This window comes from Paracoccus sp. TRP, assembly GCF_000185925.1.
GTDB lineage: Bacteria > Pseudomonadota > Alphaproteobacteria > Rhodobacterales > Rhodobacteraceae > Paracoccus > Paracoccus kondratievae.
In genome coordinates this window covers 90,876-102,647 of sequence record NZ_AEPN01000007.1, presented here as the reverse complement: position 1 = coordinate 102,647, position 11,772 = coordinate 90,876, and the positions used below count along the sequence as shown (strand labels likewise).

10 protein-coding genes are annotated in these 11,772 nt (G+C 63.7%); 8 read left to right on the top strand and 2 right to left on the bottom strand.

All coding sequences use genetic code 11. From position 1 onward, the window contains the following. Positions 1-65: 65 nt before the first annotated feature. From PARACOCCUSGL_RS22655 to PARACOCCUSGL_RS0106430, 7 genes are all read left to right on the top strand, one after another. Positions 66-686, top strand: coding sequence for a pentapeptide repeat-containing protein (locus PARACOCCUSGL_RS22655; RefSeq protein WP_010394422.1), 621 nt, complete (start codon positions 66-68; stop codon positions 684-686). Then, positions 668-1,072 carry a hypothetical protein gene (locus PARACOCCUSGL_RS0106455; protein WP_010394420.1) on the top strand — a complete coding sequence of 135 codons (405 nt, stop codon included), beginning with the start codon at positions 668-670 and terminating at the stop codon, positions 1,070-1,072. The genes PARACOCCUSGL_RS22655 and PARACOCCUSGL_RS0106455 overlap by 19 nt, the downstream gene beginning before the upstream one ends. An 80-nt stretch (positions 1,073-1,152) precedes the next feature. Next, positions 1,153-1,875, top strand: a complete 723-nt coding sequence (locus PARACOCCUSGL_RS0106450; protein ID WP_010394418.1) for a response regulator transcription factor — start codon at positions 1,153-1,155, stop codon at positions 1,873-1,875. 39 nt (positions 1,876-1,914) lie between these two features. Continuing rightward, complete coding sequence (locus tag PARACOCCUSGL_RS0106445; RefSeq protein ID WP_010394417.1) at positions 1,915-3,069, top strand: FIST signal transduction protein; 1,155 nt, start codon at positions 1,915-1,917, stop codon at positions 3,067-3,069. After that, positions 3,069-5,273: a PAS-domain containing protein gene (locus tag PARACOCCUSGL_RS0106440; RefSeq protein WP_010394416.1), complete on the top strand. Its 2,205-nt coding sequence runs from the start codon at positions 3,069-3,071 to the stop codon at positions 5,271-5,273. The genes PARACOCCUSGL_RS0106445 and PARACOCCUSGL_RS0106440 overlap by 1 nt, the downstream gene beginning before the upstream one ends. 407 nt (positions 5,274-5,680) lie before the next feature. Continuing rightward, entirely contained in the window at positions 5,681-6,685 is a 1,005-nt protein-coding gene (locus PARACOCCUSGL_RS0106435) for a TAXI family TRAP transporter solute-binding subunit (protein WP_010394413.1), read from the top strand. Between the two features lie 85 nt (positions 6,686-6,770). After that, positions 6,771-8,834, top strand: coding sequence for a TRAP transporter permease (locus PARACOCCUSGL_RS0106430; RefSeq protein WP_010394409.1), 2,064 nt, complete (start codon positions 6,771-6,773; stop codon positions 8,832-8,834). A 60-nt stretch (positions 8,835-8,894) separates the two neighbouring features. Here the strand turns inward: PARACOCCUSGL_RS0106430 and PARACOCCUSGL_RS0106425 are convergent, their stop codons facing one another. After that, positions 8,895-9,932: an aldo/keto reductase gene (locus tag PARACOCCUSGL_RS0106425; RefSeq protein ID WP_010394407.1), complete on the bottom strand. Its 1,038-nt coding sequence runs from the start codon at positions 9,930-9,932 to the stop codon at positions 8,895-8,897. Positions 9,933-10,107: 175 nt separating this feature from the next. Between PARACOCCUSGL_RS0106425 and PARACOCCUSGL_RS0106420 the strand changes: the two genes are divergently transcribed. Next, positions 10,108-11,010 (top strand): AraC family transcriptional regulator, encoded by a 903-nt coding sequence (locus PARACOCCUSGL_RS0106420; protein ID WP_010394406.1) that lies wholly within the window; start codon positions 10,108-10,110, stop codon positions 11,008-11,010. Here the strand turns inward: PARACOCCUSGL_RS0106420 and PARACOCCUSGL_RS20335 are convergent. Next, positions 10,947-11,567: a FadR/GntR family transcriptional regulator gene (locus tag PARACOCCUSGL_RS20335; protein WP_237701489.1), complete on the bottom strand. Its 621-nt coding sequence runs from the start codon at positions 11,565-11,567 to the stop codon at positions 10,947-10,949. The genes PARACOCCUSGL_RS0106420 and PARACOCCUSGL_RS20335 overlap by 64 nt on opposite strands. Between the last annotated feature and the right edge of the window lie 205 nt (positions 11,568-11,772).

Genomic DNA, 11,772 nt, shown 5'->3' with positions numbered 1-11,772 from the left:
GAAACAGACGGACGGGCGGGCCTTGTCCCGCCCGGACCTTCACCCCCAGATCCAAGGGAACCAAGATGCTCAGAAGCCTGCCAATCCTTGCCGCACTGGCCCTTGCCTCGGGCGTGCATGTGGCCAATTCCGGACAGACCGGCGGCACATGGCCGGTCATCGTCGATGAGCCAGCCCCGCGCGAAGGATCGCTGGTCATCAATGGCTGCGAAATCGGCCCCGGCGCAGCCTGCCCCCGCGTTGACCTGAGCCATGCCGATCTGCGCGGGCTCAAGCTTAACGGCATCGACCTGAGGGGCGCCAATCTGATGCGCGCAAACCTTTTCGGGGCCGAGCTGAAAGGCGCGGACCTGACCGGCGCCGACCTGCGTGGGGCAAACCTGCAGATGGGACAGCTGCAGGGCGTAATCCTGCGCGATGCCGACCTGACCGGGGCCAATCTGGACTATACCCGGCTTTCGGGCGCCGACCTTTCAGGCGCGAACCTGACCGCCGCGACGCTGGAGGCCGCCATGGCCCCAAAATCGAAATTCGTCGGCGCACAGCTCATCGGCGCGAACCTGATGGAGACCAAGTTCTACAATGCCGATTTTGCCAATGCGGTGATGCAGGGGAACCACGCCCCCTATGCGATCTGGGAGGGGGTGCATATGGAGAACTGCACGGGATGCCCCGTGGACTGGTGATCCTGGTGTCAGCGGCTTTGGCCGCGGCACCCGCCCTGGGCTTTGACCTTGCAGCCGCGCTTGATGCCTGCCGGGGCGAAAGGGACGACGCCCAGCGACTTGCCTGCTATGACCGGCTGGCCGCGCGAAAACCGGTCGTGGAACATCGCGGCGCGGGCAATCGCATTTTGCCGCTGTTCGACCTCAGCAAGCCGACGCGGCTGGTCTTTGAAAGCATGGATGCAATCATGGTGGTCTATCTGCTGGACGCATCGGGCGCGGTGATCCAGAATCTGCATCAGGCCGGGACCGGTTCGGGCTCGTTCCTGATCGAACGGCCGGGGCGCTATGGCATCCAGGTCAACGCCTCGGGCGGTTGGCTGATCCGACTGGAGGAACCGGGATGACAGTCGCCATACCTCGCGGGCACGCCGCCCGAAACAGACACGACCGACCTGCCAGTCACGGCAGCTATATGAGCGGAACCATGCAACAAGCCCAGCCCTGCCCGCCGACACCCCGGCCGCTGAACACTGCGCTGATCGTGGACGACCACCCGCTGTTTTGCGACGCGCTGTCGATGACGCTGACCGGCCCGGTCGGCATTGCCCGGGTCGAGGCTGTGGGCAGCCTTGCCGAGGCGCTGGATCGTATGACCTGCGAGCCCGTGCCCGATGTGATCGTCCTGGACCTGCACCTGCCCGATGTGAACGGGCTCGAAGGCGTCGTGCGCATGCGGCAGGCGGCGGCGGACCGCCCCATCATCGTGGTTTCGTCCATGGACGAGCGGCGGGTGGTGCGCGGCGCGCTACTGGCTGGCGTCAGCGCCTATGTGCCCAAACACGCCCCGCGCGAGGCATTCCGCGAGGCTTTTGACGCCATTGCCAGGGGCGAAGTGCATGCAAGCCGCCTTGCGCTCGACAATGCCACCCCCAGCCTGGAAGAAGAGGCGCTGGCCCGGCTTGCCTCACTGACCCGCCAGCAGGCCCGCATCCTGCAACTGATCAGCGCGGGGCTTTTGAACAAGCAGATCGCGCATGAACTGTCGATCGCCGAAACCACGGTCAAGGCGCATGTCACCGCAATCATGCGCAAACTGCGCGTGCAGACCCGCACTCAGGCGGTGCTGTTTGCGCAAGACATCAGCTTCAACGCCATGACCACAGGATCAGAGATCACCGGCAATGACAGCGAAGAACTGAACCGTTAAGTTCAATCTCGCAGGTGCAGGAACGGAAGGGAGGCCGGGGTGGGCGCAGCGCAGGATTGCATCGCGCGCGCCAGTGCGCCGGCCCGGGATACCGATGTGACCGGGCGACTGGCGCGGGATCTTGGGCCAGGGCCATTTGCGCTGGTCATGCTGTTTGTCTCACCCCAGGCCGATATCGCGCGCATCGCCGCCGAGACAGCCGCTCAACTGCCTGCCACCCATGTCGTCGGCTGCACCACCGCGGGCGAAATCTCTGAGGCTGGCTATGACGAAGGCGCGGTGCTGGCGCTGGGGTTTCCTGCCGATCTTTTCACGGCCGAAGTGCTTGAGCTGACTGATCTGGACCACCTGTCGCGCAGCGCGGCTGCGGCGGCTTTCTTGCAGCTGCGCCATGACCTTGCCAACAGCCATGCGCATCTGCCCCATGAATTCGCGGTGCTGCTTGTCGATGGGCTGTCGCTGCGCGAGGACGATCTTGCCTCGGCGCTGGCGGCAGGCTCGGGCAGTGTGCCGCTGATCGGCGGATCGGCAGGCGACGGGCTGCGCTTTCAGGAAACGCTGGTCATTCATCGCGGCCGGGCGCTGCGTAATGCGGCGGTCCTGTCGGTGCTGCGCGGACTATGCCCGGTCCGCGCGCTGAACATGGACCACCTGAACCCCACCGAAAGGCGCATGGTGGTCACACAGGCAGATCCTGCCGCCCGCATCGTGCAGCGCATCAACGCCGAACCGGCAGCGCAGGAATATGCCCGCATTCTTGGCAAGGATCCTGAGCTAATCGACTACCTGACCTTTGCTTCGCATCCGCTCGCCGTGCGGGTCGGGGGCCGCTACCATGTGCGGGCGGTGCAACGGGTGCTGCCCTCGGGCGATCTGCTGTTCTTTTCAGCCATTGCGGCGGGCGTGGTGCTGGCGCTGACCGAACCCGATGACCTGCCCACGCATCTTGACCGGAAATTGTCACAGCTTGCCGCGCCGGTGCCGCCGGTGGCGGTCCTTGGCTTTGACTGCGTGCTGCGCCGGATCGAGGCTGAACACAAACAGCGCGGCGCTGCCGTATCGGATGTGCTGCGCCGTCATCGCGTCTGGGGCTTTTCCACCTATGGTGAGCAATTTGGCCCGCTGCACGTCAACCACACCCTGACCGGCTGCGCGATCTATCCGCCCGGGACCCGGCTTACAGGGGTGGACTGATGGCAGGACGCATCTCTGACTGGCTGATCGACCGCGACGATGAGGCCGGGCACAACCTCGAAAAGCTGCTGATCATCGCCGAGGCGCTGATGCGCCATTCCGAAGAGCGCCGGGACGAAAACAGCGCGGCCTTCGAAGAATTCCGCCGCGCCGCCCTTCTGGAAGAGCGCGTCCGCCAGCGCACCCGCGACCTTGAGGCAACGCTTGAACGGCTGAACGCCGCCAATGCGACTGCCGAACGCGCCCGCCGCGACCTGTCACAGGCAATCGAGGCCATCGAGGAAGGCTTTGCCCTTTTCGATCCCGAGGATCGGCTGGTCCTTTGCAACAGCCGTTTCTGCGCCGACCTTACCGAGGTTCATCAGGCGCTGGCGCCGGGCATCAGTTTTGCGACCTATGTCCGCCATCTTGGTCGTTCCCGTCAGGTCCTGCTGCCCGAAGGGACCACCCCCGACACCTGGATCGCCCAACGGCTGCAACTGCACGGCCAATCACAGCACTTCAACATTGGCCTGACCGGAGACCGCTGGATTCAGGTCAGCGAACAGCGCACCTCTGACGGGGGCACGGTGGTCCTGCATACCGATGTGACCCGCATCATCCGTACCGAGCGGATCGAGCATGGCAAGCTGCTGGACAGTCAGGCGCGGATGATCCGCGCGACCCTGGAACACATCAATCAGGGTGTCGGCATCTTTGACGCCTATGGGGCACTGATCGGCTGGAACCAGCGGTTGGCGGACCTGCTGGAGATCCCGGCGGCGCTGATGCATCGCGGGCTCAGCTTTGAGCGGCTGACGGTGCGGACGCTTTATCAGGCCCGCTTTAACGAGGGGTTCTCGGCCTCGCAGCTGCGTGACTGGGTACGGATGCGCGCGCCCCGCCCACCGCTGTCGTTTGAGCTGTGGCATGCCTCGGGCGTCATTCTGGACGTCCATGGCCGCGAGATGCCCGAACGCGGCTTTGTCATGTCCTTTACCGATGTCACGCGCGAACGGCTGGCGATCCATTCGATGTTGCGCGCCAAGGCCACGCTAGAGGCCCGCGTGACCGCCCGGACCGAGGAACTGGCCGCAGCACTTGCCAATGCCGAACGTGCCAATTCTGCCCGGGTACGCTTTGTCGCGGCGGCAAGCCATGACCTGCTGCAGCCGCTGTCGGCTGCCAAACTGTTCGTTGCCTCGGCCCGCGACGATGCCGGAGACAGCGCCCTGCGAGGCACTTTGGAAAAGGCGCATAACGCGCTGCTTAGCGTCGAGGGGATTCTTAGCGCGCTTCTGGACCTGTCGCGGCTGGAATCCGGCGGCACCGAGATCGAGATCGCGCCCCTGTCGATGAAGCTGCTGCTGGCGCAGCTGACCGACGAATTTGCCCCGCTTGCTGCGGCAAAGGGGCTGCGGCTGCGCATCATGCCATGCCGGCTGGCCGTGCAAAGCGACGCGACCTATCTGCGGCGCATCCTGCAAAATCTGATCGGCAATGCCATCCGCTATACGGTTTCGGGCCGGGTGCTGGTCGGTGCGCGCCGTCGGGGCGACCATCTGCGGATCGAGGTCCACGACACCGGCCCCGGCATCGCCCCGGAACATCAGCAGGCGATCTTTCGCGAATTCCACCGCGTCGAGGGCACGGCGTCGGCGGCACAGGGCATGGGGCTGGGCCTTGCCATCGTCGAACGCGCCTGCGCGCTGCTGGATCACCGGCTTGAGCTGCATTCGGTGCCCGGACGCGGCACCCTGTTTTCAGTCGAACTGCCGGTGGCCCATGACCTGCCTTCGATCGACAGCCAGACCTCGGCCCCCTCGCCCTTGCCCGAGACCGGCATGGGCCGCATCGTGCTGCTGGTTGAAAATGACGAGGACCTGCGCAGCGCCATCACCCAATTGCTCGAACGGCGCGGCGTCGAGGTGGTCGAAGCCAGCAGCGGCTCGGAGGCGTTAACGCTTATCGAAGAGATGGGCGTCATCCCCGACATCTATCTGCTGGATCAACAACTGGGCGAAGGCCCAAGCGGTGTTGAGACGGCGCAGGCACTACACCGCCGTTTCGGCAGCCGTCCGACCCGGATCATTACCGCAGACCGCAGCCCCGAGACCCGGCGCGCAGCAGGCCGGGCAGGGCTACAGATCCTGTTCAAACCCATCGCCCCAGAGGCACTTGAGGCCTTCGTCTTTCAGGCCGACGATGCACCGCTCGCCTCGTGAACGGCGTCGGCCGGGCTAAGGACGGCAGGACAGCTGCCTCCCCCACTCCCGCCATTCGACAGAGATCTGACCGGATCAACCTCGAATCAGCACTTCTGCGAAATAAAACCCCACGGTCAAGACAACCAATGGGAGATTCCACCACTTTCCCGTCGAACAGCGCCCCAAACAAGCCGCCCGGTTTCGAGGTCTTGTTGTCGTGCCCGGGCCACCTCGGGCGTCCCTGCTAACCAGCGGTGGTTGCAACTGAAAATCCTGCTGCCGCGACGGTCTGTCAGCACGCGCGCCCGCTAAAACCACCCGTTGGAACGTCACGCCATTTCCGATCTGCCCGGCATGAATGGTTGTCACTTCACGTGACTGTGGACTAGCTTGTTCAGAACAGTCTGGAAAACAGGGATCTCGACATGAAGCTCAAGACATTGTTCGCGGCCGTAGCCATCGCCGCAGCCTCCTTTGGTCAGGCCGCTATGGCACAGGAAATGTCGTTCTTCCGTATCGGCACGGGCGGCACCGCCGGCACCTATTACCCGATCGGCGGCCTGATCGCGAACGCGATCTCCAGCCCGCCCGGCTCACGCGCCTGCGAAGACGGCGGCTCCTGCGGTGTGCCGGGTCTGGTTGCAACCGCCGTGGCCTCGAACGGATCGGTGGGCAATGTGAACGCCATCAACGGCGGCGCGATGGAGGCGGGCTTCAGCCAATCCGACGTCGCCTACTGGGCCCAGACCGGCACCGGCCTTTGGGAAGGCCAGCCGGCCGTCGAAAAGCTGCGCCTGATCGCCAACCTCTATCCCGAAAGCATCCACCTTGTCGCGCGTGCCGATGCGGGTATCGCTTCGGTCGCCGACCTGAAGGGCAAGCGCGTTTCGCTGGACGAGCCCGGCTCGGGCACGCTGGTCGATGCCAAGATCATCCTGGAGGCCTTTGGCCTGTCCGAGGCCGATGTTAAGCCGGAATACCTCAAGCCTGATCAGGCCGCTGACCGGATGCGCGACGGCGCGATGGATGCCTTCTTCTTTGTTGGCGGCTACCCGGCGGGCGCGATCGCCGAGCTGGCCAGCCAGCATGAGGTGACGCTGGTTCCGATCACCGGCCCCGAGGTCGAAAAGCTGCTCAGCACCTATACCTTCTTTGCCACCGACACGGTGCCGGCCGGCACTTATGAAGGCCAGGCGGCCGATGTCACCACGCTTTCGGTCGGGGCGCAGCTGGTCACCAACGCCGACCAGCCCGAAGAGCTGATCTATGGCATCACCAAGGCGCTTTACAACGAAAACACCCAGAAACTGTTTGCCGCTGGCCACGCCAAGGGCAAGCTGATCACCCTGGACAGCGCCACCCAGGGCGCCGGTATCCCCTTCCACCCGGGTGCCGAGCGTTTCTACAAGGAAGCTGGCAAGCTGCAGTAAGCTTGCCCCGCCAGAAACTCGTCAAGGACGCGACCGGTTCCCGGTCCGCGTCCTTTGGACCTGAACCGAACGGCAGAAACACCGCATGACCGAAACCACACGCACACTTTCCGACGACGAGCTACGCGCGCTTGAGGAAGAGTACGATCCCGAGGCGCGCTTCCGCACAGTGACGCGTCCGGTCGCCATCCTGTCAGGGATCATCCTGTTCCTGCTTTCGGTTTACCACTTCTATACAGCCGGCTTTGGCATCCCGCGCGCGACCACCCATCGCGGGCTGCATATGGGCGTGTCGCTGTTCATCATCTTTCTCAGCTTTTCGGCACTGGCGCGCAACCGCCACAAGACCGACGGTTTCGCCATCCTTGGCGTGCCGGTCTATGACTGGGCACTGGCCATCGGCGGCGCGATCAGCGCCTTTTACGTGCCGTGGATCTATTCGCAGCTGCAGTTCCGTGTCGGCAACCCGCTGCCCATCGACATCGCCATGGGCACGCTGCTGCTTGTCGTGTTGATGGAGGCAGTCCGCCGTTCGATGGGCTGGCCCTTGCCGGTGATCGCGGCGCTGTTCATCGCCTATGCTTATTTCGGCAAGTCGATGCCGGGGATTCTGGTCCATCCTGGGGCGGACTGGTCGACCATCGTCAACCACCTTTACCTGACCTCGCAAGGGATCTATGGCACCGCGCTTGGCGTCATCGCGACCTATGTGTTCCACTTCGTCCTGTTCGGGGTGATGGCGCAAAAGATCGGGCTGGGACAGTTGTTCATCGACCTTGCGACCGCACTGGCCGGACGGTTTGCAGGCGGGCCGGCCAAGGTCTCGGTTATTTCTTCGGCCATGCTCGGGACGATCTCGGGTTCGTCGATCGCCAATACCGTGACGACCGGCGCGCTGACCATCCCGGCGATGATCAAAATCGGCTTCAAGCGCCACTTCGCTGCGGCCGTCGAGGCGGCATCCTCGACCGGGGGGCAAATCACACCGCCGGTCATGGGCGCAGTGGCCTTCCTGATGGTCGAATATCTGGGCATTCCGCTGCGCACCATCCTGATCGCGGCGATCGTCCCGGCCTTTATGCATTTCTTTGGCGTGCTGGTTCAGGTCCACCTTGAGGCCAAACGTCTGGGCATTCGTGGCCTGCGCCAGGAGGAACTGCCCAAAGCCTGGAAAGTCCTGCGCGAAGGCTGGCTGTCGGTATTCCCGCTGATCCTGCTGGTGTGGATGCTGATGTCGGGTCGCACGCCCTTTCTGTCGGCCTTCTGGGCGATCACTGCCTGTATGATCGTCTATCTGATCCAGCGGATCATGGCCGCAGGCGCGGTCGAAGGCATCAAGGAAACCGCCGCCGGCATCTATGAAGGCTTTGTCGCCGGTGCACGTCAATCGCTGGCCGTCACCGCCGCCGCCGCACTGGTCGGCGTGGTGATCGGGATCGTCACCCTGACCGGAGTCGGCTTCAAGATCGCCTTCATGGTGACGAGCGTGGCACAGAACTGGGCGGCCTCGTCTCACGATTTTCTGACCTTCCTGCCGTTCGAGCTGTTCAGCATCCAGACGCTGACGCTGCTTTTCACCCTGGTGATGACCGCAATCGTCTGTGTGCTGATGGGCTGCGGCGTGCCGACAACAGCGAACTACATCATCATGGTTGCTGTCGCCGCGCCGGTGCTGGGAATGATGAATGTCGAGCCGCTGGTTGCACATTTCTTTGTCTTCTACTTCGGTGTGCTTGCGGATGTGACGCCACCTGTCGCGCTTGCCGCCTATGCGGGCGCCGGGATCGCGGGGGCCAACGGCTTCAAGGCCGGGAACACGGCTTTCCGGCTGTCGATGGGCAAGGCACTTGTGCCCTTCGTCTTTGTCTTCTCGCCCTCGCTGCTGATTGTTACACAGGCCTTTACCTTGCCCGACTTTCTGCTGGCCTTTGCTGGCGCGGTACTGGGCATCGTGGCGCTGTCGGCAGCGATCACCAACTGGCTCATGGGCCCGCTGCTGTTGTTCGAGCGGATCCTTCTGCCCATCGCCGCGCTTATGATGATTGCGCCCGAGCTGATCTCGACCCTGATCGGGGCGGCGATCCTTGCCGCAGTGGTGCTGCGGCAGTATCTCGCCGGCAAATCGGGTCCAACTCTGCTGACCGCATAAGAAAAGCCGGGCCCCGCGATCCTGCGGGGCCCGGTGTTCATCCAGCCTGAAAACCAAGGCTCAGCCCTTTTGCCCGGCATGCGGCGCGCGGTATTCGGCCTGACGCTCCAGCATCCAGCCCGGATATTCGGCGGGCAGTTTGGTCACCGCATCCAGCGCCGCCAGATCCTCGGCCGACAGACTGACCTCGGTCGAGCGGATATTGTCCTGCAATTGCTCGATCCGCTTGGCTCCCACGATGACGCTGGTCACAACCGGCTGATGCAGCAGCCATGCCAGCGCCACCTGCGCCACCGTGCAGCCCTTGGCCAAGGCGATCTCGCGCATGACAGCGATAGCGGCATCGCCACGCTCAAGGTCGACGGGCGGGAAGTCAAAAGTGGCCCGGCGCCCCTGATCCGCAGCACTGCCGCCGCTGTATTTGCCCGACAGAAAACCGCCTGCAAGCGGGCTCCAGACCATCAGGCCGATGCCTTCTGTTTTCAGCATCGGCACGATCTCGCGTTCCAGATCGCGGCCAACGAGGGTGTAATAAGCCTGCAGCGACAGGATCGGGGCAAGCTTGCGTGCCTCGGTGATCCCGACTGCCCTGACCACCTGCCATGCCGCCCAGTTCGACAGCCCGATATAGCGCACATGCCCCTGCCGGACGAGCGTATCAAGCGCCTCAAGCGTCTCGGTCATCGGGGTCAGCGGGTCAAAGCCGTGGATCTGGTAAAGGTCGATATGATCCGTCTCAAGCCGCTTCAGGCTTGCCCTGGCCTGCGCCATGATATGGGCGCGCGATGCCCCGCGGGCGTTCGGCCCCTCGCCCATCGGGCCCAGCACCTTGGTCGCAATCACCACATCATCCCGGGGGATGCCAAGGTTGCGAATGGCTTGGCCAAGGATGCGTTCGCTTTCCCCGCCTGCATAAACATTGGCGGTGTCGATAAAGTTGATGCCGGCGTCCAGTGCCGCCCTGACCAATAGGTCGGCCTCGTCCTGACGCAACTGGCCGATCTGACCCCACATCCCCTCGGAGCCACCAAAGGTCATGGTGCCGAGGCATAGTTCAGAAACCAGCAGGCCGCTTGGGCCAAGGGTACGGTAGCGCATGGGGTGTTCCTTCATATCGGATGGTGTTCCGGGGCCAGAAGGCACCGGATCAGGGCCAAGATAGACCCGGCAGGCCGCGGAACTGCACGCCGATCCTCGCAAATCCTTGCACGATCCTCTCAGCGGAGCATATTTCCAGCTGCCGATCCCGCGCGCAGGCTCTAGATTAAAGATCATGGAAAACGACGCCCTCGCCCCGCTCAGGGATCTGATCGCCCGCCAGTTTCGGGCCAATGGTCGCGAAACCCCCATTGACGGGCTGGTTCTGACCTCGGTCACCACACCGACCGGGCCGATCCACGCCGTCTATCGCCCCTCGCTTTGCGTGGTGGTCCAGGGCTCGAAGACCAGCATGCTGGGCGAGCACGCCTATCGCTATGATGCCGGGAAGTGCCTGATCGCATCAATGGAGGTCCCGATCCGGGCCGAGATCACCGGCGCATCCCCCGACCGCCCCTATCTGGCTTTCAGCCTGGCGCTTGACCCTGCGACGATCTCTGATCTGCTGCTGGCACTGGGGCCGGGCAAAGACACCGCTGCCGCCCCCATCGCTTTGGCGGTACATGCGCTGGAACCCGCGCTGATCGACCCGCTGTGCCGGTTGCTTGCTCTGTGCGACCGGCCGCGCAACCTGCCGATCCTGTCGCCGCTGATCCAGCGCGAGATTACCTGGCTGCTGCTGAATGGGCCGATGGGGCGGGCGCTGCGCCAGGTCGGGCTTGCCGGCAGTCCAATGGCGCGGATCGCCCGGGCCATCGCCTGTATACGCGACAGCTTTGCCGATCAGTTAAGCATCCGCAAACTGGCCGATGTGGCGGGGATGAGTCCCGCAACCTTTCACCGCCATTTCAAGGCGGTGACAACGATGACGCCAGTGCAGTATCAAAAGCAGCTGCGCCTGCAAGAGGCGCGACGTCTGCTTTTGTCGGGCGACGCAGATGTGGCGCGGATCGGTTATGCGATTGGCTATGAAAGTCCCTCGCAGTTCAGCCGGGAATATCGCCGCCTGTTCGGTCAGCCCCCCGGCCGCGACGGGCAAGAGATCCGCCGCGTGCTGACCCCGCAGATTGGCGCCTGACCAGCCGCAGCCTGCTGCAAATCAGGGCCTTGTTCGTGCAAGCTCACGGGCAGATCGCCATTCCCTGCAACAATGACCGGCCTGCGCTTTGTAAACAACCCGTCGCGCGAATGCTCAAGATGAGTTTGCATCAGGTCATGTGCGAGGACTGAATCGCCCGTGCGTATCGCATCTGAGATCGCCGCATGTTCCTTGAACACCTGCGCCAGCCCCCGGACCTCACGCACGACAGTGGCGCCGTGAAAGCGCATGCCGACGGCGATATGATCCCTGAGCGCCTCCATCGCGATCGAGAAATAGGTGTTCTCGGAGGCAATCGCGATCGCAAGATGGAACTGAAAATCAGCATCCTCGCGATGGTGTTGGCGGTTGGTCACATCACGCATCAGGCCAAGGGCCACGTCGATGCGCTCCAGCGCCGCCAGATCACGACGCTCGGCCGCACAGGCGGCAGCCGCGGGTTCCAGCGTCAGGCGGAATTCATAGCAGCTGAGCAGATCCGAGACATTCTCAAGCGGCCCAAAGCCCAACGGCTGCTTCAGCCCGATGGTGCGCACGAAACTACCCGTGCCCTGACGCGAATAGATCAGCCCGCGCTCGCGCAGCTTTCGCAGCGCATCGCGGACAACTGGGCGAGAGACCTCGAATCGGCTGCAAGGTCATGTTCGGTCGGCAGTCGTTCGTCAGGGTGGTAGGAGCCTGATTTGATCGCCCGTTCCATACGTTCGAACACGATCTCGCTCAGCGATCTCCTTGCCCTTT